This window comes from Methylobacterium komagatae (assembly GCF_042661665.1).
Classification (GTDB): domain Bacteria; phylum Pseudomonadota; class Alphaproteobacteria; order Rhizobiales; family Beijerinckiaceae; genus Methylobacterium; species Methylobacterium komagatae.
In genome coordinates this window covers 1,127,774-1,151,138 of the sequence record NZ_JBHSWN010000001.1, presented here as the reverse complement: position 1 = coordinate 1,151,138, position 23,365 = coordinate 1,127,774, and the positions used below count along the sequence as shown (strand labels likewise).

Below are 23,365 nucleotides of genomic sequence, written 5' to 3'. Positions count from 1 at the left end.
GCCTCCCTCAGCGACGCTGCGCGGCGGCTTGCGCGCGCTGCTGCGAATCCGCCTTCTCGGAGGCCTCGTCCGCGTCGGTCTGCGGCGCAGCTTCGGCATGGGGCGGGGTCTGATCGACGGGCTTCACCGTCATTCCGACGGTGACCTTCTGGAACCCATCCACGATCACCCGCTCGCCCGCCTTCAGGCCGTTGCGGATCAGCCAATCGCCGCCAACCACCGGGCCGACCTCCACCGGCTGGCGCATGACGGTCTGATCGTCGCGGATCACCCACACCTCGGCGCGGCCGTCGTCGGTGCGCTGGATCGCCTGCTGCGGCACGGCGATGGCGTCCGAATCGATACCCTGCTTGATGCGGGCGCGGACATACATGCCGGGGAACAATTCGTCGTGCGGGTTGGGGAACTGGACGCGCAGCGTCACCTGACCCGTGCTCGGATCGGCAGTCACCTCGGAGAAGAGCAGGCGGCCCGCCAGCGGATAGAGGCTGCCGTCATCCATGATGAGGTGGACGTTGGCGGCGTTGTCCTCCAGGCGCGCGAGCTCGCCGCTGGCGAGGTCCCGGCGCAGGCGGTTCAGTTCGCCCACCGACTGGGTGATGTCGACATAGATCGGATCGAGCTGCTGGATCGTGGCGAGCGCCCCCGTCGAGCCCGGCTCGATGAGTGTGCCCTCGGTGAGCAGCGCCCGGCCGATGCGCCCGGTGATCGGCGCGCGCACATCCGTCCATGACAGGTTGAGCTGCGCCCGATCGCGGGTCGCCTTGGCGCCCGCGACTTCCGCCTCGGCCTGCTTCCGCGCGGCGAAGGCGGCATCGTACTGGGCTTGGCTCGCCGTGGCCCGAGCCAGAAGTTGCTCCAGCCGGTCCGCCTGCTGGCGGGCCAGCACGAGCGCCGCCTCCTGACGGGCGAGGGCCGCCTCGGCGCTGGCAAGCTCGACCACATAGGGGGCCGGATCGATCTTGTAGAGGATGTCCCCTTCCTTGACTTGGCTGCCCTGCTCGAACAGTCGCTTGATCACGAGGCCGGAGACCCGGGAGCGCACTTCGGCGATGCGCATGGGGGCGACGCGCCCCGGGAGGTCGCGGACATAGGGAATTGCCTGGGCGTGGACGGTGACGAACCCGACCTCCGGCACGGGGGGCGTCGGCGCGGCGGCCTCGCGTTTGTTGCAGGCGGCCAGCGACAGGCCGAGGGCGGCGACCGGCAGGAGCGCGAGAGCGCGCGACGAAAGACGGGACAGGCGGATCACGGGTTGCGACGCTCCTGACTGGCGTCCGCAGCGCGGACGGAAGTCGTGTGGGCAGACCTAAGGCGGCTCGAAGCGGCACCACCGGTCTGGCCGGGCTTCGGGGCATCTTGGCTCCGAGGCGTGACCAAAATCCGGTGTGCGCGGAACGTCAGGCCGCGCGGGGAGGGCGCAAAGGAGACGCAAAGGGCGCGGAGGCAGGCGGCACCAGGCGCGCCTCGCGGAAGGAGGCCGGCACGGAGCCCGGAACCGGCACGGCTTGCGCGCTCGGCATGGGCAGAGCCGGATCGGGGGCGATCTCGCCGTCGGCGGCCGCGATGGCGGTGCCGTTCCAATCGGCCCGGACCAGCCTCGGCACCTCGACCGGGGCGGTATGCGGGGCCACGACCGTCAAAGCGGGGCGGAACGCCGCGCCGGGTGAGCGCATTTCACCAGAGTCCGGCCAGAGCGCGAAGACGAAGAGAGCGACGAATCCGAGCGCGACCAAGCCGAACGCAATGGCGCCCTGGCCCACGGCGAAGGCCGCGAGCCGCATGCCGGGCCGAGAGGCCGTAGGGTCCGCGAGGAGGCGGGCCGAAGGGGCAGGCGGGCTGATCACGTTTGTGAGATAAGCACGGCCGCCCGCGGATGCAATCGCGACCGGTGACGCATGTCTGTGGCGCAAAATCCACACCGCACTGCAAACGCCGTGCTCGGCTCAAGCCCGGCCTCATCCCTGCCGCGATGGCGATGCCCGGTCCGATTGAGGGCCCACGGGTCCACCTATCGATGGATGCAAGGATACGCATGTCGGGACGCATCGCGACGCTGGCGATCGCCGGATTGATGCTCGGGGCCGTTCCGGCCCGGGCCGATTTCTTCGACCGGGGGCCGATCGCCGATTTTCTCAACGGATTCCGCACACAGGCGATTCCGCGTGAGACGGTGGCTTGGACGGGCAAGGAGAAGCCCGGCACGGTGGTCGTTTCGACCAAGCAGCGCCGCCTTTACTACGTGCTCGGCGGTGGCGAGGCGATCCGCTACGGCGTCGGCGTCGGCCGCGAGGGCTTCTCGTGGTCGGGTGTGAAGACCGTCACCGGGAAGAAGGAATGGCCGGATTGGCGCCCGCCGCAGCAGATGCTGGCCCGCCGCCCCGACCTGCCCCGCTACATGACCGGCGGCCAGGACAACCCGCTCGGCGCCCGCGCCATGTATCTCGGCTCGTCGCTCTACCGCATCCACGGCTCGAACGAGCCCGAGACGATGGGCGCGGCCGTCTCGTCGGGCTGCATCCGCATGACCAACAAGGACGTGGTCGATCTCTACGACCGCGTGAAGGTCGGCACCAAGGTCGTCGTCAAGGACTGACGACAGGGGGATCCCAAAGGACTCGCTCCTTTGGGATCCCTGTTTTCTACTTCGGAACGAAGGCCCAGTAGTCGAGGTCGAGGATCACCGCCGGGTCGTAGCCGTCGTTGAACTTGTCGGGGAAGTCGGCGCAGGGCTGGTTCTTCGTGGCCACCGTGCGCAGGCGCAGCAGGCCGACATCGTCGCGGCCCACATCGGCGGTCTCGACCACCTCGCTCCAGGCATAGACCGTGTCGCCCGCAAACAGCGGCCCGACATGCCGCCCGGCATTGATGCCCGCGATGGCGAAGGCGTTGCCCAGCCCGTTGTAGCTGAGCGCGCGGGCCAGCGAGATGACATGCCCGCCGTAGATCAGGCGGCGCCCGAACCGGGTGTCCTTCGCGGCAAGCCCGTCGAAATGCACCTTGGCCGTGTTCTGGAACAGGCGCGTGGCGATCTGGTGCTCGGCCTCCTCGACGGTCATGCCGTCGACGTGGTCGATACGCTCGCCGGCCTGATAGTCGCCGAAGCGGTGCGGGCTGCCCGCGAGCGCGACGTCGTAGGCCGAGGCATTCAGCGGGGGCAGGGCACCTGCCAGATCCTTCGGATCGACCGCCTTGGCCAGCGTCGGGACATGCTCCTCGGCGATGACGGCCTCCGGGTCGCGCTTCCGCACGAGCACCCAGCGGCAATAGCTCAAAACGGTCTCGCCATGCTCGTCGGAGCCGACCGAGCGCACGTAGACGACGCCCGTCTGCCGGTTGGAGCTTTCCTTGAGGCCGATGACCTCGGAGACGGTGGACAGCGTCTCACCGGGATAGACCGGCCGCCGGAACCCACCTTCGGCATAGCCGAGATTGGCGAGGGCGTTCAGCGACACGTCGGGCACGGTCTTGCCGAACACGACGTGGAAGGTGAGCAGATCGTCGAGCGGGCTCTTCGGATAGCCCAACGCGCGGGCGAAGGCATCCGACGACTGCACGGCGAAGCGCGGCCCGTAGAGGCCCGTGTAGAGCGCCACGTCGCCGGTGGTCACCGTGCGCGGCGTGGCATGGCGGATCGTCTCGCCGAGACGAAAATCCTCGAAGAAGCGGCCGGGATTGGTCTTCACGGAGAGCCGCTCCTTACCGGGTGTAGACGTAGGTGGCCGGGACGGCGAACTCATGCAGCAGGCGGCTGATGAACAGCAGCAGCAGGATGAGGATGATCGGCGAGATGTCGACGCCGCCGAGGTTGGGCAGGAGGTTGCGGATCGGCCGCAAGGCGGGCTCGGTGATCCGGTAAAGGACCTCACCGATCTGCGCGACCACGGGGTTGCGCACGTTCACCACGTTGAAAGCCACCAGCCAACTCAGGACCGCGCTCGCGATGAGCACGTAGATGAAGAGCTGGACGACGGTATCGAAGAGCCAGATCAGGGCGTTCATGCGGGCCGCGCGATGTCCTCGAAGAGCAGGTTCCGCGCGCCGTCGACGCAGAAAGCGAGACGGACATGCGAGACGGGAATTGACAGGCCGAGGCCGCCGCGCCTAGAAGGTCGGCGCCTCGACGGGGCTGTAGCTCAGATGGGAGAGCGCCGCAATCGCACTGCGGAGGTCAGGGGTTCGAATCCCCTCAGCTCCACCAGGCTTTCCTGGTGAAAAGCAATCTTGCACGGAGCGCGAGCGGTTCTTCCGCCGCATCCGAGGCTAGCGTTAGCCGATAGAGCTCGTCGTCTGTTGAAATGCTCGTGGTAGGCGGTTCCTGCGCCCACGATCAGGTGCGCTTCTCAACACACAGATTTGGGTTTTCCGCCTCTGCAGCAGCTGCGTGGCCAGAGACCAGTTCGTGAGTGCCGCAGAGCCGGAGGTTCGTGATCGGCTCAGCGCCCGGCGACGGCGTCGTCATCGTCGATATCGATCTCAGCCGCGATGTGCAGGGGACCGCTTTCGATCAGGTCCGTGAGAGCTGCGGACGGCTTGCGTACGGTGGCGGTGACATCCCACCCTCGTTCGAGGAAGCGCTCGACCAGACCAAGGCCGAGGCCGCGCGAAGCCCCGACGATCAGGGCGCGACGCGTCCTCATGCGACCTGCGCCTCCGGACCGAACCCGAGGTTGGTCACGAAACGGTTCCAGGTGTCCACACGGACTTGGCCGCCGGTGGCGCGGCGGTGCCCCTGAGCGAACTGATCGTCCGGCCCGAGTTCCGGGGCGCGCTCGCTGAGGAACGTGATGAGATCTTGGACCGACGCGCTGCGGGCTGCGAAATGCACGTAGCCGGGCCGGAAGCCCAAATTGGCGCCGATCACCACCTGCCGCCGAAGCCGACCGGTCCAGGATTGTGCCAGGAGCGGGTGGATCTGGCAGGGGGATCGGCAGAAAACCAGACCGACCGGACCGGCGAAGAGTGGCGGGACGCTACGGGCTGCATCGAGGGCAGCCCTGACCTCGGTTCGGGCCGCGCGCAACGCCTCGGCATCCGGATCAGTACCCTCGATGACGGCGGCGGGCTCCGTCGCACGCAACAGCAGCCGCAGGGCCGGGCCCGCATCTCCCGATGCCGAGCGTCGGGGTGCGTTGAGGAGGCTCACGGCCTCGCGAAGTGCCTTGGCGGTATAGGTCTTCCGGAGGAGCGCCATGACATCGGGGAAGTCGCTGCCGGCGCCACGTTCGCCGAGATCGCCGATAAGGCCGATGCCGGCGAGCCATGCGAGATCGTTCGCCTCGCCCAGCGCCGCTGCACAGGCATGAGCGAGGAGGCTGGATGTCGGGATCGGTCGGTCCTCATGGCCAGTGATGATGGTCGTCTCGGCAACCTCCGGTAGAGAGCGAGGAATATGATGATCGACCAGCACCGTCGGAACGCCGGGCACGATGTCTCCTGCCTGAACTCCCAGGTCGGTCACTACGATGCCCCCCGGACGGCGGGACGCAAGCGCCTGACGGGTCGCGGGCGACCAAGCCGAGGCGCCCCGGCCGATGACCTGAACGTCAATGGGGCCGTGCCCGGCACGCTCCAGGGCACGGCCGAAGATCGCTCCCGCCGCTACGCCATCGGCATCGTCGTGGCAGAGGACGATCGGCGGGTTCGGGCCGAAGCCCATGAGGGCACGGGCGAAGGTGGCCCCATGGGCAGCTAAGTCCGTCATCGTGCCTCGATCCCCATGCGACTCATCTCTTCCCAACCTTCTGGGCCGTAGCCGAGCGGCCGGCATTCGTCCGTCGCGTCCGTGCGAAAGCTGGGGCCGATATGTTGCTGGTGCCCCATCGAAGACTTGAGGTCCCATGCCCAAGACCTTGTCGCTCGCTGGAGCCGGGCGGGCCTGACGGGTCCGCCCAGGCATTGATGGAAAGTTCCTACGCTCCCAGTGCAGCCCCAAAGGCAGCAAGAGCGGCTTCCCCGGCCGCGCTCGCCTCCTCGGCCGTGGGGTAGGATTCCGGCGACACGCGGACGGACGTGCCGAGGGCGTCCGTGAGGTGCCAGCGGAAGCCGGCATGGTCGCCGCCGCAGGCCTCGACCGTGACAGTGACCGGGGTCGGATCCTCCATCGCCCGGCTCCTCAGCCGTCCGCCTTCGCGCCGCTCAGCGTCAGATCCAGGTAGGTCTTGGTCACCGCCTCCTCTAGCGTCGAGGAGCTCTTGCCGATGGAGTCCAGTGCCTGGTCGAGCTGGGCCAATGGCCCCTTCCTGGTGTCCACGTGCCGGCGCAGCACGACGGCGTAGTCGGGGTAGCGCTCCAGGCCGGAGAGTTGGCGCTCCATCCGCTCTGAAGCCTGCATTTCCAACGCGCGCGTGTTGCGAAGAGCGCCCGCGTAGATCGTGCCGGTCTCCGTGCTGGCCATACCGCCGTTGCTCCATGTCATCGCGAGGTTCGCCCGCCAACGTCAGGTCGGTACCCCCGTTTCCTGGCGACGGCTGCGACGGAACAGCCGCACCAAGCCTGCCGAGGACATGTCCTGGCTCGCGTGGTGGCGACAGCACCTCATGTCGCCAATGCGGAGCCGGTGACACACCTCGCCAGGCCCGACCGTCACGGTGTCGACCCGCGCAGACCCGCACGAAAAAGGAGGGACTGCCGAACGGCAACCCCTCCTTTCGCCACGGTCACGCGCGGTGGTTCAGGCCGCCGTACCCCACTCGTCCTTCGCCTGAGCGGCAGTGCGATTCAGGCGCACCTCGCCCCCTCGATCGTCTCGATGGAATCGACGTGGATGAAGTGGTGGATACCTTGGGCTTCCGGATCTGTCCGGGTGAGCTTTATGCGTTGCCCGTCGAGATGATCGACGGTGCCGACATGGCCGCCGTCGGAGCCGACGACAGGCATGTGTTCTTGGATCTTGGCGATATCGACCATGATCGGAGCCTCAGGCTGCCTTGGCCTTGGCACCCCGCTTCGGGGCAGCCTCCGCCTCGGCCTCGTCCGTATCCTGTTCCGACCCTTCGACATTGATGCGCTCGGCAATTTCCGAGAGCAGCTGATCCGTCTTCTTCTCCTCCTGCAGCGTCTCGTCGAGGAGCTTGGCCGCATCCGTGTAGCCGAGCTGCGTGGCCCAGGTTTTCAGGGTACCGTAGCGGGCGATCTCGTAATGCTCGACGGCCTGCGCACAGCCCACCAGCACGGCATCGGCGGCAGGGCCGTCGCCAAAATCTTCGAGATCCTCCTCCATCTCGGAGGTCAGACCCTGCATGGCCTCGCAGGTTTTTGCACGGGCCGGCTTCCCGATGATCTCGAACACCTGCTGCAGCCGCTCGACCTGATTGGCGCTCTCTTCGGCATGGGTTTCGAACGCCTGCTTGAGCTCCTCGTGCTCGGCAGCCTTCGCCGACTTTTTCAGCGCACGAACCGATTGCTTTTCAGCGTAATAAACGTCCTTCAACGTCTCATAGAACGCATCATGCAAGGTTTTCTGCTTGGTAGCCATGCTTTAACGTTCCCAAATGTTTCATTATTCTAGGCCGCCAGCGGCATATCAGCGGCGGCCGTCTCTTGGAGAACTCGTTTTCATCGGGTGAGGTCCCGAGTTTATTATGGGGATACGAGGAAAAATTTCGGGAACTCCGAGAACCGTGGCGATCTTGTCGATGCCCTGGGTAATGCTCACCCGTCCGCAATCATGACGTGGTCCGCGATGCCGTCGGTCTTGCCGCTCAGGCCGGGCACCTCATCGAGTTGCCGCAGACTGGTGAACCGGCCCCGTTCCTCGCGGTAGCGCACGATCTCAAAGCCGTGGCCCTTCAAGGCGGACACGCTGTCCAATTCGTCCGCAGTCGCCGTGTTCAGATCGATCACTGTTCCATCCCTTCGCAGACATCCGGTGCTCTGCTCAAACCTCCCTCGGGGCGCCAAGTTGCCCTGCGGGTGCCGGGTTGAAGGCCCGCGTGGGCTTCAAAAGCGCGGACTTTGCGATCATCTGTGGTTTGAAGCCCCTCGGTGAGCCCTGCGCAGCATTCTCAGGTTCCTCGGCCACGAGGCCCGTCGCAGCGAAGCCGGACGGGCCCTCAGGCCGTGCATGACTTGGGAGAGGTTGTGAACGAGACGGTCGCCGGGGGAATCGTGTGGCTTCCCGGCCAGTGTGCCAGGGTCTAGCCTCGGCGCTGGCTCATGGACGTCGTCACCCGGCCCATATCGACCGAATGCCGCCCGTCGGTGCAAAGGTCCGGGATCCAAGACCGCTACCCTCGAGCTTCGGTCGTAACTCGACACCAATCGACAATCTTCGGGGCCCGTTCAGGACTGCGAACCCATCGTCTCGCGCATCAGGCCCGGTACCACGCCCGCGATCTCCCGAGCCAGGAAGCCGATCGGGCCGATCGTGCTGGACAGGCGCCGGCCGGCCTCGCCATGTAGGAACACGCCCCACAGCGCGGCGGCAATGGGATCGATTCCACGGGCGAGGAGTCCGACGACAAGCCCGGCGAGAACGTCACCTGAGCCCGAAGTGGCCAAGCCGACACCGCCTCCCTCGTAGAGCCAGTGCCCGCCCCGTGGGTCTACGATCCACGTCGTGGCGCCCTTCATCACCACCACCGTCCCGAGAAGGTCGGCCGCTGCGCGGGCCGCGTCGAGCGGGTCCGCCTCGATCGCATCCCGGCTCCGGTCCAGAAGCTGAGCCATCTCGCCGGCATGGGGCGTGATCACCGCGCGCTGGCCGCTCGCCTTGACGTTCTCGGCATGGTCCGCCAGCCCGCACACCGCGGCCGCATCGAGAACGAAGGACGGGGATCCCTCCGCGCCGAGCAGCCGGACTGTCAGCGACGTGGTCGGTTCATCGCCGATCATGCCAGGCCCGACGAGGACAGCACCGCACCCTCCGGCCATCCGCAGCAGATCATCGGCCGCCCGTGGCGCATCCACTCCTCCATCGGGGGCTTCCGGCAAGCCCACGACCATCGCTTCGGGGACCATCAGGCCCATTCCGGCCGCAGCGCTCTGAACGGTGGCGATCTTCAGCTTGCCCGCGCCCGCGCGGAGGGCCGCAACACCCGCTAGAAGAGCCGCGCCGGGGACCGACGCCGAGCCGCCGATGACGAACGCGCTGCCGCGCGCCTCCTTGCTGCCCTCCTCGGGCACCGGGAGCGGGTGCTGCCTCAGCAGGCCGGGCGTGAGGATTAGCTGGGTCATCGGGCCGCCACGTTCGCATCGGGCTCGGACGTCACCGGCGCGCCGCCTTCGGCGATGGGGGCGACGAAGTTGTAGCACTCCAGCGCGAGCTTGCCGGTGCCGTGGTCGGAGGAGCGGAAGGCGTACTCCGTCACCGAGCAGTTCGCGACGTCTCCCTCGGCGTCGATCGCCAGGATCTGCGCTTCGGTCATGTCCTCGATCAGGTAGCGCAAGCACAGAACCACGACCTGATGCGCGACGATGAGAACCCGTCGTTCGCCGTGGTGCAGGGAGACGGTATCCAGCGCGCTCCTGAGGCGCAGGATCACGTCGCACCAGCTCTCGCCGGAGGGCGGCCGATGATAGAACTTGCCGAGGCGTTGGCGCATCGCGGCCTGATCGGGATGCATCTGCTCGACACCTGTCCGGGTGAGCCTGTCCAGGATGCCGAGTTCCCTCTCACGCAACCGCTCGTCGACGAAGAACTCTGCCGTGTCGCCCGTCAGGCCGCCAGCGGCGCGGATGCGCTCCGAGGTCTGCCGCGCGCGAAGGTAGGGTGAGGTCAGCACGATCTCGGGCCGGTCCTCGGTTGGCCGATCCGCGAACCAATGTCCGACGGTATCGGCCTGTTGTTCGCCGCGCGCACTGAGGGGCACATCGACGTCGCGCTCGGCGATGTCGATCCTCGCGAGGCTCGCGCCGTGAGCCGCGTCCGCCGCGACGTTGCCAGCACTTTCACCGTGCCGCACGATCCACAACCGGCTCGGCCAGCGCTGATGCATGGAGTTTCACCCTCTGGTTGCGTTCGGCAACTCCGGTCCGGCCTGTGAGTTCGCGGGTGCGACGCGCCGTCGTTGGTGGGACGCAAGGCTCGGTGAACAGTGGTGTTCGAGGGCCTGACAGCGTCTGGCAGTTCCGGTCATCCCTTCACGGCGGGTAGGGGCATTCCTGCTGGTAGAAGCCCCCTGGATCTCATGAGACGGCCTGCCGGCCCGCCGCCAAGGTGGCTTCCGGGGTCATCTGCCATCTTGGGTCTTGGATAAGGGCGGATAATCCTTTGGGGACGAATGGCTCGGCCGACCGTTGGTCCTGCATCGCCATCGCGGAGCCATCGATGTCCGACTCGACTGAACTGTCCAAGGAGCCGCCGGTCTCGAACGGGCAGAGTGGCCGGCCCCGCGACGAGACGATCGCGCAGACGGGTCGTGGCCTGCCCAACGACACGGGCGAACCGGTGCAGGTCGACGAGGACGAAGCGAAGCGGATCGAGGAGAAGATTCGGCAGCTCTAGCTCGCCCCGCGTCAGGCCAGCGCTTCGGTTCTTTCACCGATGGTCACTGGGAATCTTACCGTGAGCCACGCCACCTATCCGCCCCTCGACGTGTTGAAGCCCGTCGCGGATGGTCTCTGGATCGTGGATAGCGGCCCCTTGCGTGCGCTGGGCATGCCGTTGCCCGTGCGTATGACCGTCGTCCGGCTCGACAACGGAGACATCTGGCTCCACTCGCCGACGCGCTACGATCCTGCGCTCCACCAGGCGATCGCGGGCCTCGGGCCGATCCGGCACCTCGTGGCGCCGAACGTCGCCCACTGGACCTTCCTCAAAGCCTGGCAGGACCATTGCCCGGATGCCCTGACCTGGGCCGCGCCGAACCTCGATCGGCGGCGGCAGGTCCGCCGGTCGGGATTGCGCATCGACCGGGTGCTCTCCGACGAGACGCCGGGGGACTGGGTGAAGGACTTCCATCGCTCGTCGTGCCCGGCGGTCTCGGCTTCCGGGAGGTCGCCTTCTTCCATATCCGCACCTCGACGCTGCTGTTGACCGACCTCGTGCTGAATCTGGAAGCCGGGAAGATGCCCGTGCTGCTCCGGCCGTTCCTGCGCCTCGCGGGTATGACGGCCCCTCACGGGATGCCACCGCCCTACCTGCGCTTCGCGGTGAAGCTCCGGAAGACCGATGCCGCGGCGGCCGTGACCCGCCTGCTGGATTGGGAGCCCGAACGCGTGGTGTTTACCCACGGCACGTGGTTCGCCCGCGACGGCACGGCTGCCCTGCGCCGATCCCTGCGGTGGCTGATCTAGAGCATTGACCGTCGGAGTGGATGCCGGTTTGGCGTGACGCCTTCGCCTGGGCAGCGGTGGCCGTTGCTGGCCGATCCGCCGCCGTGGAAGATCAGGTCGAACGTGCCCACATCCCGGCCCTCTCGCAGACCGCCGACATGATGATCTCGTGCGCTTCGTTGAGAAGCACGATGCTGTTCCCCCATCGTCCGGCGCGATGGAAAACATCGTCTCTTCTACGAGGGCCGCCCACGCGGGATGCCCGCCTGGCGGGGCAAGATCCCGGACGAGCAGATGTGGCAGCTCGCGGCCTACGTGAAGTCGCTGAACCAGCCGGGCGGCATCGCGCCTCCCCTGTAGGAACGGACTATCCGTTCCCCGTCATTGCGAGCGCTGTAACAATTCAGGGCAACTGGACGCTTCAGAACGTAACGCCATCCTAATTGCTTCGCTGTGTTCGCAATGACCCAGCCTCTCTTACTTATGTTTACGATAAAATTCAGATCGATACTGATCTGAGTTTCTTGTCGACGCTTTCAGGAAATGTAAAAAAATCAAACAATTGAGCCGCGAACGGCAGTTGTTTGAGCCGGACTATACCTCGCAGAGGCCTGTCGCATGCCGAGCCGTCGCGCCTCTGTCTCGAAAGCCGGAGCCATCGTCCTCGTGGGCCTCGGGCTGTCCGGTTGCCAACAGCATAACCTGCTCGACGCGAAAGGGCCGGTCGGCGCCGCCGAGGCCAACATCCTCATCATCGCCTCGGTGATCATGCTCGTGATCATCGTGCCGACGATGATCGCCACGCTTGTCTTCGCGTGGTGGTACCGCGCCTCGAACACCAAGGCGCGCTACCGGCCGGACTGGGCCTTTTCCGGCCGGATCGAACTCGTCGTCTGGTCGGTGCCGCTGCTCACCATCATCTTCCTCGGGGGCATCGCCTGGATCGGCGCGCACCGGCTCGATCCTGGGACGCCCATCGAATCCGAGCGGAAGACCCTCGAGGTGCAGGTCGTCTCCCTCGATTGGAAATGGCTGTTCATCTACCCCGAGCAGGGCGTCGCCAGCGTCAACGAACTCGTCATGCCGGCGGGCACGCCTGTGCGGTTCAGCCTGACCTCGTCGAGCGTCTGGAACTCGTTCTTCGTGCCGAAGCTCGGCAGCATGATCTACACGATGCGGGGCATGGTCACCCGCATGCATCTGATGGCCGATCAGGAGGGTGAGCTTTACGGCCTCTCCTCGCATTTCAGCGGCGACGGCTTCTCCGACATGAACTTCCCCGTGCGGACGGTGTCGGAGGACGGGTTCGGCGCCTGGGTCCGTCAGGCGCAAGGGGAGGGCACCCGCCTCGACCGGGCCTCCTACGCCGAATTGGCCAAGCAGAGCACCGCCGACGCCCCGCGCCGCTACGGCAGCGTCGAGCCCACCCTCTTCGACGGCATCGTCGCCCAGACCGTGCCCCCCGGCCCCGGCCCCTCCGCCCCCGGCACCGTGCCCGGCGTGCGGCACAAGGGAGGTACCTGACTCGTGCTCGGCAAGCTCAGCCTCGATGCGATTCCCCTCAGCCAGCCGGTGCCGCTGGTGGCGGGCGCCATCGTCGTCCTCATCGTGCTCGGCGTCGTCGCCTGGATCGTGATCGCCGGGCACCTGCCATATCTCTGGCGGGAATGGATCACGAGCGTCGATCACAAGCGCATCGGCGTGATGTACTGCCTGCTCGCCCTGGTGATGCTGATCCGGGGCTTCTCCGACGCGTTGCTGATGCGCTCCCAGCACGCGCTCGCCTACAAGGCGCCGGGCTACCTGCCGCCCGAACACTATGACCAGATCTTCTCCGCCCACGGCGTCATCATGATCTTCTTCGGGGCGATGCCCTTCATGATCGGGTTGATGAACTTCGCCGTACCGCTGCAACTCGGCGTGCGCGACGTCGCCTTCCCCACCCTCAACTCCGTGAGCTTCTGGCTCACCGCCTCGGGGGCGCTGCTCGTCAATGTCAGCCTCGTCGTCGGCGAGTTCGCGCGCACCGGCTGGTGGCCCGCCCCGCCGCTCAGTGAGACGACGTATTCGCCGGGCGTCGGGGTCGATTACTACATCTGGGCAATCCAGATCTCGGGGGTGGGCACGCTGCTCTCGGGCGTCAACCTCGTGACGACGATCCTGAAGATGCGTGCGCCCGGCATGAGCTACCTGCGCATGCCGATGTTCTGCTGGACGGCGCTGGCCTCGAACCTGCTCATCATCGCGGCCTTCCCGATCCTGACCGCGACGCTCGCGATGCTGGCCCTCGACCGGTACATGGGCTTCCACTTCTTCACGGATTCCCAGGGCGGGAATTCGATGATGTTCATGAACCTGTTCTGGGCCTGGGGGCACCCGGAGGTCTACATCCTGGCGCTGCCCGCCTACGGGGTGTTCTCCGAAGTCATCTCCACCTTCTCCGGCAAGCCACTCTTCGCCTACCGCTCGATGGTCATGGCGACGATGGCGATCTTCATCCTCTCCTTCATGGTGTGGCTACACCACTTCTTCACCATGGGGCCTGGCGGCGACGTCAACGGCGTCTTCGCCATCACCTCGATGATCATCGCCGTGCCGACCGGCGTGAAGATCTTCGACTGGCTCTTCACCATGTATGGCGGCCGCGTGCGGTTCACGACGCCGATGCTGTGGTCGCTCGGCTTCATGCTGACCTTCGTGGTCGGCGGCGCGACCGGCGTGTTACTCGCGATCCCGCCCGCGGACTTCGTGCTCCACAACAGCATGTTCCTCGTGGCGCATTTCCATAACGTGATGGTCAGCGCCGTGCTGTTCGGGGCCTTCGCCGGCTACGCCTACTGGTTTCCGAAGGCGTTCGGCTTCCAGCTCGACGAGTGGTGGGGCAAGGCGGCCTTCTGGTTCGGCATCTCCGGCTTCGTCATCGTCTTCGGCGCCTTCTACTGGCTCGGCCTGCTCGGCATGACCCGGCGGATGCAGCATTACGACGTGGCGGACTGGCGCCCGTGGATCCTCATCTCGGCCTTCGGCGTGCTCGTGATGATGGCGGGCGTCGTCTGCCAAGTGATCCAGCTCGTGGTCTCGATCCGCCGCCGGGAGCAGCTGCGCGACGTGACCGGCGACCCGTGGGATGGGCGCTCGCTCGAATGGGCCACCGCCTCGCCGCCGCCGGTCTTCAACTTCGCGGCCCTGCCGGAGGTCCACGGCGAGGAGGCCTACTGGACCATCAAGAGCCGGGCCCGCGAGCAGATGCGCCTGCGCGACGAGCCGGCCTACGCGCCTATCGAGATGCCGATCAACAACCCGACCGGGGTGGTCTGCGCCTTCTTCGCGACGCTCATCGGCTTCGCGATGATCTGGCACATCTGGTGGCTCGCGGCGCTGGGCTTCGCCGGCGCTTTCCTGACCTTCGTCGTCTTCGCATGGCGTGACACGGTCGAATACGAGATCCCGGCTTCCATCGTCGCCCGCGTGAACCGGGCGAACCGGGCGACGCGCCTCGAAGCCCTGCAGGGCGCCTCGCAGCGGAGGGCGGCATGAGCAGCACCGCCGCCGTCACGCCGCTGCGCGGCGACCCCTACCATCTCGGCCATGCCGGGGGCGGGCACGGGGAATCCCGCGCCACCGGCCGGGGCACCGGAGGCCCAGCCCCGAAGCGCATCATCGTCGCCTATGGGTTTTGGATCTTCATCCTCAGCGACATCGTGATGTTCGCGGCCTTCTTCGCGGCCTATGCGGTGCTGGCGGGCGGCACCGCCGACGGGCCGAAGGGCGCGGAGCTGTTCGACCTCGACAACGTCGCCATCGAGACCGCCCTTCTGCTGCTGTCGAGCTTCTCCTGCGGCATGGCGGCTCTGGCGCTGGGCGCCCGACGGATGCTGCCGTTCCAGACGGCGATGCTCGTGACATTCATTCTCGGCGCCGGGTTCGTAGCCCTCGAATTCCTCGAATTCCGCGACCTGATCGAGCGCGGGGCTGAGCCCTCGCGCAGCGCCTTCCTCTCGGCCTTCTTCACCCTGGTCGGCTGCCACGGACTGCATGTGAGTATCGGCCTGCTCTGGCTGCTGACCATGATGGCGCAGGTGCTCACCAAGGGCTTCCGGCCCGACATCGCCCGCCGCACCCTGTGCTTCGCCCTGTTCTGGCACGCCCTCGACATCGTGTGGGTCGGGGTGTTCAGCGTCGTCTACCTGATGGGAGCTGCCCCATGACCGACACGGATCTCGACCGGCACCAGACCGATGTCGCGCCCGGGGAGGAATATCCCGAAGAGGAGATCGGCAAAGGGATACGCGGCTACCTGATCGGCTTGGCGCTGGCGAGCCTGCTGACGGTCTGCTCCTTCGCGATGGTGCGCGCGAACTTCGTCTGGGCCCCCGCCATCCCCGTGGCCATCATCGTGTTCGCCATCGCGCAGATGGGCGTCCACCTCGTCTTCTTCCTGCACATCACGACCGGGCCAGACAACGTCAACAACGTGATGGCGCTGGCCTTCGGCGTGCTGTTTGTCGTGTTGCTGATCGGCGGATCCGTCTGGATCATGAATAACATGAACGCCAACATGATGGCCGGTCCCATGCCGGGCACGCACGCGCATTGAAGCGTTCTTGCCAAGTCTTTCCACTTCTTTGGCATGGAGCAATATTCAAAGAAACTGACATGCATAAAGTATTGTTTTCACCTACGTTACTTGGTTGTCAATAAAAATAAAGGAGGCGTGAACCTTCGATTGGCCGCGCAGTTCGAAGGGAAGAGGCGTTATACTCCGTGCCTGTATGCGACAGTTATTGAAGCGTCGCAGCAGCTCCCGCCTCTGACCTCCCTTGATCACGCGGAGCACACAGCATGTATTTCCACGACAAGCGCTTGCAGTATCCGGTGCGCGTTGAGAGCCCCGACCCCGTCTATGCCCGCATGCTGCAGCAGGCGATCGGCGGAATCGAGGGCGAGATCCGCGTCTGCATGCAGTATTTCTTCCAGGCCTGGGGCAACCGCGCGCCGACGACGAAGTATCGCGACATGCTCCTGAACACGGCGACGGAGGAGATCGGCCATATCGAGATGCTGGCGACTGCCGTCGCCATGAACCTCGAGAATGCGCCGACCAAGGTGCAGGAGGCCGGCGCCGCCGACGCCATCGTCGGTGCCGTGATGGGCGGCGAGAACCCCCGTCACATCGCGGAGGGGATGCTGCACAAGACGCTGCTCTCGACCGGCATGGCGGCTTTCCCCGGCAATTCCGACGGGCTGCCGTTCGACATGTCCCATATCTACGCGAGCGGCAATATCGCCGCCGACATGTACTGCAACGTCGCCGCCGAGAGCACTGGTCGCGTGCTGGCCGTCCGTCTGCACACGGCCACCAACGATCCCGGCATGCGGGACATGTGGAGCTTCCTGATCGCGCGGGACACGATGCACCAGCAGCAATGGCTGGCGGTGATCGAGGAACTCGGCGGCTATCCGGGGACCCTGCCGATCCCGAACTCCTTCCCGCAGGAGAAGGAGCACCAGAAGTTCAATTACGCCTTCTTCTCGACCTCGGCGGACGGCTCGCCGCCGCCGGCCGGGCGCTGGACGGACGGCCCGTCCCTCGACGGGAAGGGTCAGTACAGCGTCGTGCAGAACGCGCCGATGGGCGAGGAGCCCGTGCTCGGTCCCGCAAGGCCCGACAGCGGCGCGCAGACCCAGCAGATCGGCTGATCCTTCTCCGCGCGGGCCCCGGCCACTCCGGGAGCCTGCGCGGCCCCGTGATCGACTTTGACGGAGGTTAAGCGTCCTATGCAGGCCCGGATCGTCGACCGTCGGATCGAACTGGCCCGCAACGCGGATGAGAAGAAGCCGCTCTTGCAGCGCCTCAGTCGGGTCGAGGGACAGGTTCGCGGCCTCAAGGCGATGATCGAAGAGGACCGATACTGCCTAGACGAGATTCAGCAGATCAACGCGATGACCGCCGCGATGCGCGAAGTCGCGCTCCTCCTGATCGGGCAGCATGTGTCCGAGGGCGCGCAGATGGCGACCACATCCTCTGACGCGGACGCTGTCGTTGACGACGTGATGAGGGTCCTGCGGGCGGCTTTGCGCACGCGGGAGTGAGAGCGTCCATTGCGGCGCACCTCCGTCGCTACTCTTGGGTCTCCCCGCGTTTCCTGGCCTCCATACACTGCCGGTCGAAGAGTTCGAACGCGTCGGCTTCAAGCAAGGCGGTCGCCGCCATTATGCTGTCGGCCAGATGCGACGGGTCGCCTGTGCCGGGAACCGGTAGCATCACCGGAGATCGCTTCAGGAGCGAAGCCAGGGCAGAGGCCCCTTCGCCGACGCCATGCCCGGTGGCCATGTCGGCAAGGGCGGATCCCTCCGCGCCATGGTCTCGCGGGCGAGGGGCGACCAGAGTGAACCCTATGCCATTCTGCAGAGCCGGAGGTTCGTGATCTGCTCCGCGCTCCGCGGCTCACCGTGACGGTCCTCACCGAAGAATGGACGCGTCCTTGAAGGCGGACCGGGGTCGTACCTTCATCCAGAAATGCTTTTTTCGCAGCACGCCGTTCGGAGCCTACGTCTGACGCGTAGGCGTTGATGATCCCGGCCAATAAGCCGGGAAAGCGCGCTTCCACTTCGGTCCAGCGGGAATGGTTGCGCAGCTCGACGCCATGGCGTTCGCTGCGGATCAGACCGGCCTCGCGCAACACCTTGAAGTGGTTGGACAACGAAGATTTGGGGATGACCCGGTCCCCCACTGCCGACAAGGCCGAGCAAGCCTCGACGCAGCCAGCTCGCATGATCTTCGCGAAGATGGCTGCACGGTCCGGGTCGGCGAGCGCATGCAGGATCGCCTCTGGACGGACATCCTCGATCGCAGGGTGAAGCAGGGGTCTCATCGTCCATCCATATGGGGCCTTGAAAGACGCTCCGTTAGTTCCGAAGTTCCGAACTATGGGATCAAGGCTGGCGTCGCGCAGCCGACCCATCGCGGGGATAGCACACATGACAAAGCTCAGCAGCAAGGTCGCCGTTGTCACCGGCGCCTCGAAGGGCATCGGAGCGGGCATCGCCAAAGCATTGGCGAGAGAGGGCGCCGCCGTGGTGGTAAACTATGCGTCGAGTAAGGCCGGAGCCGACGCCGTCGTGGCGGACATCACTTCGGCCGGCGGCCAAGCCATCGCCGTTCAGGGCGACGTGTCCAAGGCATCCGAGGCGCAAGGGGTGATCGAAGCAGCGGTGAAGCAGTTCGGCCGGCTCGACGTGCTGGTCAACAACTCCGGCATCTACGAGTTCGCGGCGATCGAGGAGGTCACCGAGGATCACTACCGCCGCCAATTCGACGTCAACGTGCTCGGCATCCTGCTCGCGACCCAGGCGGCCGTGAAGCATCTCGGCGAGGGCGCAAGCATCGTGAATGTCTCATCCGCGATCACGCATGTTCATACGCCCACGGCGGCGGTCTATGCAGGAACGAAGGGGGCAGTGAACGCCATCTCGGGGGTCCTCGCCAACGAGTTGGCCCCGCGCAAGATCCGCGTGAATGTCGTCAGCCCCGGCTTCGTGGTGACCGAGGGTACGCACACCGCGGGCGTCGTCGGCTCCGAGATGGAAACCGGTCTCGTCGCACAGACTCCGCTCGGCCGTGCTGGTCAGCCGGACGACATCGCGACGGTCGTTGCCTTCCTGGCCTCCGATGATGCAGGTTGGCTCACCGGAGAGAACATAACCGCCAGCGGCGGTATACGCTGAAACATGACGACCGCATCTAAGGGCGCGACCGCGCCATGCTGAGCGTAGATGCGACAGTCAGAACGAGCGTCGGTGAGCCAAATTCGGCCACCGACACTGTCCGCTCTCTGATCCGCCCCGATTGAGTCGCAACCATATCTGGTCAGCCTTCACCGCTTGGCCGGCTGCGCCGGCCAAGCGATCCGCGGTGGAGCGGCCCACCGCGCACGAACTTTGCTCTTGGCCCACCTCGTTGGGGCCAAGAATGGGTCAGGTTCCCGCTTGCAGGCGTGCGGCGCCCACGATCCGGCCAGTTGGCTCCTGCAGGATCAAGGCGAAATCTTCGCCGACCGGTCGCTCGGCACTCAGCTTCACTGGCTTGCCTTCCCAGAAGCCGAGATCGCGCAGGGAGCGCACCACATTCGCTTGCACGATCGTACGTCCGCCGTTCTCGCCACGTGCGATAGAGGTGCGATGCCTCCGGTCGAAGCCGACCAGAAGAATCCGGGCCGTTCCCTGACCCTCGCCGATCGTAATGCCGATCTCGTTCCCCGTGCTGACAAGAGAGATAGTCGCCGCAGTTGATGCATTGGCCCTTGCATCTGCAATAGCGGCATCCGCCTCCCCACGACGGGAACCGACGAGGCTTCGTACGCCATCCACCACGAGTTGCGGCGTAAAGCTGACGCTTCCGAATTGGTCGGCGTAGGCCGCCTGTCGGTTCGTGGCACCTTCGAACGAGAAGGCATCCTTCCACCCCAGCCTGTTCCAGTAGGTCACGTGGAAACCGAGGGGCAGAAGATCGGGCTGCTCGGCCAGCTCCGCGAGCAACTCCTCGGCCGGGGGACATGATGAGCAGCTCTGTGACGTGAAGAGCCCAAGGACGAGAGGCCGTGCCTGCGCAGGGAAGGGTGCGAGACCGAGCGCCATGACGCAAAGCGCGCGAACGGAGGGGAGGGGCATCATGCGGTTCCCATCGACGGTGGATCGATGCCGCTCATTCGCAACGGTCTGCGACCCGGTTACACGGCGCTTGTTCGCTGCGGATCGCTCAGTCACTCAGGCTTTATCGAAAATTCAGCCGGTGCCGACCGATGTCGAATGCTTGGCGAATGGCCCTGTTGTTGCCGCGCAGACAGGGACATTGCACACAAAGATTGTGATGACATCAATTCTCGCTCACTTGCTGAGCCGGACTTGACCGGCAATGGGACCGACGCCGGCAGGCACCGGGACATTCGAGCGATCGTAATTGGCGTTCAGGACGAGGTTGGGTCCCTTGTAGAGATTCACCTGCTGGGCGACCACGACGGTATAATTCGACTGGTCGGCGACGGGTCTTTCCCCGTCCAGCACGAGCCGACCGCCGGGCAAGTGGATCGTGCCAAGCATCTGGCGGGTGTTGTTACTGATGATACGGTACATCCTCATTGGCGAGGTTTGCCCGCGAGGCGCCGGAGTTGGGGCGACGGGCGGGCTCGTCAAAGGACAGTTGCCCAATGGGCTCAAACTTGCATTCCAAGAGTTTAGGTACAAGGCCGGGTCTACTGGCGTTGCGACCTGGGCATCATCGGAGAGAAGGAGCCCCGCCATCGAGCCGCTTGTTGGCGCCGTCAGGCTGATCGTTGTATCAGTATTGAAGAGAACTCCCGAGGCATCCCCTGTGAAATGAAGTGATACATCGTGTCCTTCGAGAGAAGCGTGCTTGTCGACCAAGAGTGGTCCGTCCTTGAAGACGTAGCTTCCTGCTCGCAGTGTGACAACGGCGTTGCCTGTGATGAGAAGGCCGCCGCAATAGGTTCCCGGATCGAGCGTCGTTGATTGAGCAATCTTGTTTGTTAGTTCGTATTGATTCTTTTTTTCGGACGAACGATTTGAATTTGAATTCGAGAGAAGAAACGGGAGGCTACTATTGAATGTATTGTTGATCTGATTATTGATAAGAAATTGGATTTTATAGCCGAGGGAAGAGAGATAACTCAACGCATCGGAAGCTGGCGGAATGCTTTGGCATGTGCCCACGCTGGGGCCCATCCGATTGCTCAGCGGGTCTTTGATCGTCGGACACTCGGTTCTCGGGCTGGGGTGGAAGTTGGCTCTCGGACCGTCGAAGCCTCCTGCCGAACAGATCGTCTCGGCCTGCGCCATCGCGTTGGCCTCGCCGATGAGTGCTCTAGCGCTATTGGAGTTGGTGTAGAGCGAGCAATTCGTTGCCGTAACTCGGGCGTCGGATTGCAGGCTGATCGCTCCCATCGCTTGAGGATCTGTCGTCAACATACATAAGCGCATCTTGCCCATCAGATTGGCGCGGGCGTTGGCCGTGACGTTGACGAATTTCAATCCAACCAGCCCGCCAAAATACATTTTGACAGCTTCTCGCGCCGAGGCCGAGACCCCGTCATTCTCTGCGAACACCTCCGCACTGACGACGAGCGCGCTGGGATCGACGGGACGGGCCGTGACTTGAACCGTGCGATCCGTAAGGGCCTTGACGGTTTGAGGATTGGATCCGGCCAGTTTCAGGGCGTTGCCGCCCGTCAGCACACCTGTATCGACCGCATCCTGAAGCTGAGACTTGCGCGCGGCGAGCCGCGCGTAATCGACCGATCCCCCGACGAGCAGAACGATGACCGGCAACATAAGCCCCGACAGCAAAGCAATTCCGCCACGTCGATCCTTCCAGCTGCAACCAACGGCGGCGGCAAGCCGCTGCTGAAGTCTTCTGGTAGTAAGCGCAATCGTTTGTTTGAAGCCGGACATTATCCTTCGGCCTTAAATTGGTTCATTTCGCCTCTAGGTGGCAAAATACGATCAAAAATGTAACATAGATATAATTTGACCAGGGGCGGGGATTTGCAAGATTATATAAGCCGGATGCTTTGCGAGAGAAATAGACGTAATAATGGATCGTTTGACCGCTGCTTTTTCCAAACAGCGGTTCATGTATCTTGGGTGCATCGTGAAGTATTGCTGCTTGGGGTGACTATGCCTCAGGGACACCTCGAAAAGGATGGAGTTCGCTTATTGGCCCATTCGATTGAGAAGCCTACCGACAGGAAATCACCCTGAGCGGCCTTTTCTGAATCCGACCCCCGCCCAAGCGCTCCTGACATCAATGACACGCCATCCGTCATTTGCTCGGTGATTTTGGCGCTTGTTTGCTCATATCATAACGATTTCTTAGCGCGGGCAAGCCACGTTTTAGATGGAAATACATATATTGTGATTTAATTGCGGCTATATGCAATGAAAAACCAAGTGGTTCAGGCCTTCTCGGGTGCTGATTCAGACAGATCCCCAAGCGGCCTTGCTGCCGTTTCCGAACTGACAGATCAGGTTCGACGCGTCGCCAATGACAAGACTAGCCGTATTCAGCAGATCACGGCGCAAACCAAGATGCTTGCGCTCAACGCCAAGATTGAGGCTGCTCGTGCTGGGGAATACGGCCGCGGCTTCGCTGTCGTGGCTCAGGAGATGCGCACGATCGGTGCCGAGGTCGAAGAATTGGCACGTGAGCTTGAAATACAACTGACCGGGCGGATCGGTGAGCTGCAGAAAGCCGTTGGGGCCATGGCCGTGAAGGCGCAGGATGAGCGATTGGTCGATCTCGCCCTGAACGCCGTCGAACTGATCGATCGGAACCTCTACGAGCGGACCTGTGATGTCCGCTGGTGGGCCACCGACGCGGCGGTGATCGCCTGTGCTGACGATCCCGGCGACACCTCGGCCGCCTATGCCAGCCAACGGCTTGGGGTCATCCTGTCGGCCTACACCGTCTATCTCGATCTCTGGCTTTGCGATCTCGACGGCCGTATTCTCGCCAACGGTCGCCCCGACCGATATCCGCACGTGCGTGGCCAGAGCGTAGGGGGCGAACGGTGGTTCCAAGAGGCGGCCAGCCTGCCAAGCGGGGATGCCTATATCTCCGCCGATGTGCGGCGCGAGCCCCGGCTCGGCGACGCCCAGGTCGCCACCTACGTGGCCAGTGTGCGCAAGGACGGGGATTGTGACGGCCGGCCAATTGGCGTGCTCGCCATTCATTTCGACTGGGAACCGCAAGCGCGGGCGATCGTGGAAGGCGTGCGCGTTTCGCCGGAGGACAGGACCCGCACCAGGGTTCTACTCGTGGATGCAAATCGACGCGTGATCGCGGCCTCCGACGGACAGGGCATCCTCACCGAGGTTGTCGCGATAGATCCGGCCGGGCGTCAGAGTGGCGTCGCGCGTGATACGCACTCGGATATTGTTCAAGCATATCATCGTACCCCAGGATACGAGACTTATCTTGGCCAAGGTTGGTATGGCCTGATCGTTCAGCGCGGAATGTAGGGCAAATAGGAGGTCTCGCTTGCGGTCGGTACTGTTGGGCGACTTGTCCGCAACGTCATACGTGTGCCGACTGTCCGCTGCGGATGCGGTCGCTGTCTTGCGTCTGGATCTT

At 64.7% G+C, this 23,365-nt stretch carries 25 protein-coding genes, 1 tRNA gene and 3 pseudogenes; 13 read left to right on the top strand and 16 right to left on the bottom strand.

All coding sequences use genetic code 11. From position 1 onward, the window contains the following. Positions 1 to 7 precede the first annotated feature (7 nt). Positions 8 to 1,249: an efflux RND transporter periplasmic adaptor subunit gene (locus tag ACFQE0_RS05545; RefSeq protein ID WP_378975291.1), complete on the bottom strand. Its 1,242-nt coding sequence runs from the start codon at positions 1,247 to 1,249 to the stop codon at positions 8 to 10. Positions 1,250 to 1,400: 151 nt separating this feature from the next. Further along, positions 1,401 to 1,847 (bottom strand): hypothetical protein, encoded by a 447-nt coding sequence (locus ACFQE0_RS05540; protein WP_378967855.1) that lies wholly within the window; start codon positions 1,845 to 1,847, stop codon positions 1,401 to 1,403. A gap of 188 nt (positions 1,848 to 2,035) precedes the next feature. Here ACFQE0_RS05540 and ACFQE0_RS05535 point away from each other — a divergent pair, with 188 nt between their 5' ends. Beyond that, positions 2,036 to 2,596: a L,D-transpeptidase gene (locus tag ACFQE0_RS05535; protein WP_378967853.1), complete on the top strand. Its 561-nt coding sequence runs from the start codon at positions 2,036 to 2,038 to the stop codon at positions 2,594 to 2,596. Positions 2,597 to 2,642: 46 nt separating this feature from the next. Here the strand turns inward: ACFQE0_RS05535 and ACFQE0_RS05530 are convergent, their stop codons facing one another. Further along, positions 2,643 to 3,686, bottom strand: coding sequence for a MaoC family dehydratase (locus tag ACFQE0_RS05530; protein ID WP_378967851.1), 1,044 nt, complete (start codon positions 3,684 to 3,686; stop codon positions 2,643 to 2,645). A 13-nt stretch (positions 3,687 to 3,699) separates the two neighbouring features. Continuing rightward, positions 3,700 to 4,002, bottom strand: coding sequence for a YggT family protein (locus ACFQE0_RS05525; protein ID WP_378967848.1), 303 nt, complete (start codon positions 4,000 to 4,002; stop codon positions 3,700 to 3,702). A gap of 123 nt (positions 4,003 to 4,125) precedes the next feature. Here ACFQE0_RS05525 and ACFQE0_RS05520 point away from each other — a divergent pair. Then, positions 4,126 to 4,201: transfer RNA gene (locus ACFQE0_RS05520), tRNA-Ala, on the top strand. A gap of 235 nt (positions 4,202 to 4,436) precedes the next feature. Here ACFQE0_RS05520 and ACFQE0_RS05515 read toward each other — a convergent pair. The 9 genes and pseudogenes from ACFQE0_RS05515 to ACFQE0_RS05475 all read right to left on the bottom strand — a co-directional run bounded on the left by ACFQE0_RS05515 (position 4,437) and on the right by ACFQE0_RS05475 (position 9,938). Continuing rightward, positions 4,437 to 4,640 (bottom strand): SDR family NAD(P)-dependent oxidoreductase, encoded by a 204-nt coding sequence (locus tag ACFQE0_RS05515; RefSeq protein ID WP_378967847.1) that lies wholly within the window; start codon positions 4,638 to 4,640, stop codon positions 4,437 to 4,439. Beyond that, the gene (locus tag ACFQE0_RS05510) at positions 4,637 to 5,704 is read right to left on the bottom strand and encodes a phosphoesterase (protein ID WP_378967845.1); all 1,068 of its coding nucleotides are present in this window, start codon (positions 5,702 to 5,704) and stop codon (positions 4,637 to 4,639) included. Before ACFQE0_RS05510 ends, ACFQE0_RS05515 begins: the two co-directional genes overlap by 4 nt. A 208-nt stretch (positions 5,705 to 5,912) precedes the next feature. Next, positions 5,913 to 6,104 (bottom strand): hypothetical protein, encoded by a 192-nt coding sequence (locus ACFQE0_RS05505; protein ID WP_378967843.1) that lies wholly within the window; start codon positions 6,102 to 6,104, stop codon positions 5,913 to 5,915. Between the two features lie 11 nt (positions 6,105 to 6,115). Next, positions 6,116 to 6,397, bottom strand: coding sequence for a hypothetical protein (locus ACFQE0_RS05500; protein WP_378967840.1), 282 nt, complete (start codon positions 6,395 to 6,397; stop codon positions 6,116 to 6,118). A 276-nt stretch (positions 6,398 to 6,673) separates the two neighbouring features. Further along, positions 6,674 to 6,909, bottom strand: a pseudogene (locus tag ACFQE0_RS05495) (DUF2171 domain-containing protein). A gap of 10 nt (positions 6,910 to 6,919) precedes the next feature. Then, on the bottom strand, positions 6,920 to 7,477 hold the full coding sequence (locus ACFQE0_RS05490; protein ID WP_378967838.1) for a YciE/YciF ferroxidase family protein: 558 nt from the start codon (positions 7,475 to 7,477) through the stop codon (positions 6,920 to 6,922). A 176-nt stretch (positions 7,478 to 7,653) separates the two neighbouring features. Continuing rightward, positions 7,654 to 7,845: a helix-hairpin-helix domain-containing protein gene (locus tag ACFQE0_RS05485; protein WP_378967836.1), complete on the bottom strand. Its 192-nt coding sequence runs from the start codon at positions 7,843 to 7,845 to the stop codon at positions 7,654 to 7,656. Positions 7,846 to 8,283: 438 nt separating this feature from the next. After that, entirely contained in the window at positions 8,284 to 9,177 is an 894-nt protein-coding gene (locus ACFQE0_RS05480; RefSeq protein ID WP_378967834.1) for an NAD(P)H-hydrate dehydratase, read from the bottom strand. Then, positions 9,174 to 9,938, bottom strand: a complete 765-nt coding sequence (locus tag ACFQE0_RS05475) for a histidine phosphatase family protein (protein WP_378967832.1) — start codon at positions 9,936 to 9,938, stop codon at positions 9,174 to 9,176. Before ACFQE0_RS05475 ends, ACFQE0_RS05480 begins: the two co-directional genes overlap by 4 nt. A gap of 332 nt (positions 9,939 to 10,270) precedes the next feature. Between ACFQE0_RS05475 and ACFQE0_RS05470 the strand changes: the two genes are divergently transcribed. The 9 genes and pseudogenes from ACFQE0_RS05470 to ACFQE0_RS05430 all read left to right on the top strand — a co-directional run bounded on the left by ACFQE0_RS05470 (position 10,271) and on the right by ACFQE0_RS05430 (position 17,310). Then, positions 10,271 to 10,447, top strand: coding sequence for a hypothetical protein (locus ACFQE0_RS05470; RefSeq protein WP_378967830.1), 177 nt, complete (start codon positions 10,271 to 10,273; stop codon positions 10,445 to 10,447). Positions 10,448 to 10,507: 60 nt separating this feature from the next. Beyond that, positions 10,508 to 11,238 (top strand): annotated as a pseudogene (locus tag ACFQE0_RS05465) (DUF4336 domain-containing protein). Positions 11,239 to 11,475: 237 nt separating this feature from the next. Continuing rightward, positions 11,476 to 11,577: a c-type cytochrome gene (locus ACFQE0_RS05460; protein WP_378967828.1), complete on the top strand. Its 102-nt coding sequence runs from the start codon at positions 11,476 to 11,478 to the stop codon at positions 11,575 to 11,577. A gap of 258 nt (positions 11,578 to 11,835) precedes the next feature. Continuing rightward, positions 11,836 to 12,741, top strand: a complete 906-nt coding sequence (gene cyoA / locus ACFQE0_RS05455; protein WP_378967825.1) for a ubiquinol oxidase subunit II — start codon at positions 11,836 to 11,838, stop codon at positions 12,739 to 12,741. 3 nt (positions 12,742 to 12,744) lie between these two features. Further along, the gene (locus ACFQE0_RS05450) at positions 12,745 to 14,754 is read left to right on the top strand and encodes a cbb3-type cytochrome c oxidase subunit I (protein WP_378967823.1); all 2,010 of its coding nucleotides are present in this window, start codon (positions 12,745 to 12,747) and stop codon (positions 14,752 to 14,754) included. Next, on the top strand, positions 14,751 to 15,425 hold the full coding sequence (gene cyoC, locus ACFQE0_RS05445; protein WP_378967821.1) for a cytochrome o ubiquinol oxidase subunit III: 675 nt from the start codon (positions 14,751 to 14,753) through the stop codon (positions 15,423 to 15,425). Before ACFQE0_RS05450 ends, cyoC begins: the two co-directional genes overlap by 4 nt. After that, positions 15,422 to 15,814 (top strand): cytochrome o ubiquinol oxidase subunit IV, encoded by a 393-nt coding sequence (cyoD, locus tag ACFQE0_RS05440; RefSeq protein ID WP_378967818.1) that lies wholly within the window; start codon positions 15,422 to 15,424, stop codon positions 15,812 to 15,814. Before cyoC ends, cyoD begins: the two co-directional genes overlap by 4 nt. A gap of 245 nt (positions 15,815 to 16,059) precedes the next feature. Next, a complete protein-coding gene (locus ACFQE0_RS05435; protein WP_378967816.1) occupies positions 16,060 to 16,917 on the top strand; it encodes a manganese catalase family protein in 858 nt (285 codons plus the stop codon). A 78-nt stretch (positions 16,918 to 16,995) separates the two neighbouring features. Then, the gene (locus tag ACFQE0_RS05430; protein ID WP_378967814.1) at positions 16,996 to 17,310 is read left to right on the top strand and encodes a metal-sensitive transcriptional regulator; all 315 of its coding nucleotides are present in this window, start codon (positions 16,996 to 16,998) and stop codon (positions 17,308 to 17,310) included. Between the two features lie 464 nt (positions 17,311 to 17,774). Here ACFQE0_RS05430 and ACFQE0_RS05425 read toward each other — a convergent pair. Then, a pseudogene (locus ACFQE0_RS05425) lies at positions 17,775 to 18,092 on the bottom strand (ArsR/SmtB family transcription factor); the annotation flags it as partial. Positions 18,093 to 18,198: 106 nt separating this feature from the next. On the opposite strand from ACFQE0_RS05425, the gene ACFQE0_RS05420 reads away from it, so the two are divergent. After that, positions 18,199 to 18,945 (top strand): glucose 1-dehydrogenase, encoded by a 747-nt coding sequence (locus ACFQE0_RS05420; protein WP_378967811.1) that lies wholly within the window; start codon positions 18,199 to 18,201, stop codon positions 18,943 to 18,945. Between the two features lie 249 nt (positions 18,946 to 19,194). Here the strand turns inward: ACFQE0_RS05420 and ACFQE0_RS05415 are convergent, their stop codons facing one another. Then, the gene (locus tag ACFQE0_RS05415; RefSeq protein ID WP_378967809.1) at positions 19,195 to 19,854 is read right to left on the bottom strand and encodes a DUF1223 domain-containing protein; all 660 of its coding nucleotides are present in this window, start codon (positions 19,852 to 19,854) and stop codon (positions 19,195 to 19,197) included. A 249-nt stretch (positions 19,855 to 20,103) separates the two neighbouring features. Next, on the bottom strand, positions 20,104 to 21,684 hold the full coding sequence (locus tag ACFQE0_RS05410; RefSeq protein WP_378967807.1) for a TadE/TadG family type IV pilus assembly protein: 1,581 nt from the start codon (positions 21,682 to 21,684) through the stop codon (positions 20,104 to 20,106). Between the two features lie 498 nt (positions 21,685 to 22,182). On the opposite strand from ACFQE0_RS05410, the gene ACFQE0_RS05405 reads away from it, so the two are divergent. Next, positions 22,183 to 23,253, top strand: a complete 1,071-nt coding sequence (locus ACFQE0_RS05405) for a methyl-accepting chemotaxis protein (RefSeq protein ID WP_378967805.1) — start codon at positions 22,183 to 22,185, stop codon at positions 23,251 to 23,253. Positions 23,254 to 23,365 lie beyond the last annotated feature (112 nt).

Coding starts and splice junctions, on each gene's coding strand:
- ACFQE0_RS05470 (WP_378967830.1), top strand. CDS start 10,271: ATGTCCGACTCGACTGAACTGTCCAAGGAGCCGCCGGTCTCGAACGGG.
- ACFQE0_RS05490 (WP_378967838.1), bottom strand. CDS start 7,477: ATGGCTACCAAGCAGAAAACCTTGCATGATGCGTTCTATGAGACGTTG.
- ACFQE0_RS05435 (WP_378967816.1), top strand. CDS start 16,060: ATGTATTTCCACGACAAGCGCTTGCAGTATCCGGTGCGCGTTGAGAGC.
- ACFQE0_RS05535 (WP_378967853.1), top strand. CDS start 2,036: ATGTCGGGACGCATCGCGACGCTGGCGATCGCCGGATTGATGCTCGGG.
- ACFQE0_RS05505 (WP_378967843.1), bottom strand. CDS start 6,104: ATGGAGGATCCGACCCCGGTCACTGTCACGGTCGAGGCCTGCGGCGGC.
- ACFQE0_RS05460 (WP_378967828.1), top strand. CDS start 11,476: ATGCCCGCCTGGCGGGGCAAGATCCCGGACGAGCAGATGTGGCAGCTC.
- ACFQE0_RS05500 (WP_378967840.1), bottom strand. CDS start 6,397: ATGGCCAGCACGGAGACCGGCACGATCTACGCGGGCGCTCTTCGCAAC.
- ACFQE0_RS05525 (WP_378967848.1), bottom strand. CDS start 4,002: ATGAACGCCCTGATCTGGCTCTTCGATACCGTCGTCCAGCTCTTCATC.
- cyoC (WP_378967821.1), top strand. CDS start 14,751: ATGAGCAGCACCGCCGCCGTCACGCCGCTGCGCGGCGACCCCTACCAT.
- ACFQE0_RS05510 (WP_378967845.1), bottom strand. CDS start 5,704: ATGACGGACTTAGCTGCCCATGGGGCCACCTTCGCCCGTGCCCTCATG.
- ACFQE0_RS05480 (WP_378967834.1), bottom strand. CDS start 9,177: ATGACCCAGCTAATCCTCACGCCCGGCCTGCTGAGGCAGCACCCGCTC.
- ACFQE0_RS05515 (WP_378967847.1), bottom strand. CDS start 4,640: ATGAGGACGCGTCGCGCCCTGATCGTCGGGGCTTCGCGCGGCCTCGGC.
- ACFQE0_RS05430 (WP_378967814.1), top strand. CDS start 16,996: ATGCAGGCCCGGATCGTCGACCGTCGGATCGAACTGGCCCGCAACGCG.
- ACFQE0_RS05475 (WP_378967832.1), bottom strand. CDS start 9,938: ATGCATCAGCGCTGGCCGAGCCGGTTGTGGATCGTGCGGCACGGTGAA.
- ACFQE0_RS05415 (WP_378967809.1), bottom strand. CDS start 19,854: ATGGCGCTCGGTCTCGCACCCTTCCCTGCGCAGGCACGGCCTCTCGTC.
- ACFQE0_RS05410 (WP_378967807.1), bottom strand. CDS start 21,684: ATGTCCGGCTTCAAACAAACGATTGCGCTTACTACCAGAAGACTTCAG.
- cyoD (WP_378967818.1), top strand. CDS start 15,422: ATGACCGACACGGATCTCGACCGGCACCAGACCGATGTCGCGCCCGGG.
- ACFQE0_RS05420 (WP_378967811.1), top strand. CDS start 18,199: ATGACAAAGCTCAGCAGCAAGGTCGCCGTTGTCACCGGCGCCTCGAAG.
- cyoA (WP_378967825.1), top strand. CDS start 11,836: ATGCCGAGCCGTCGCGCCTCTGTCTCGAAAGCCGGAGCCATCGTCCTC.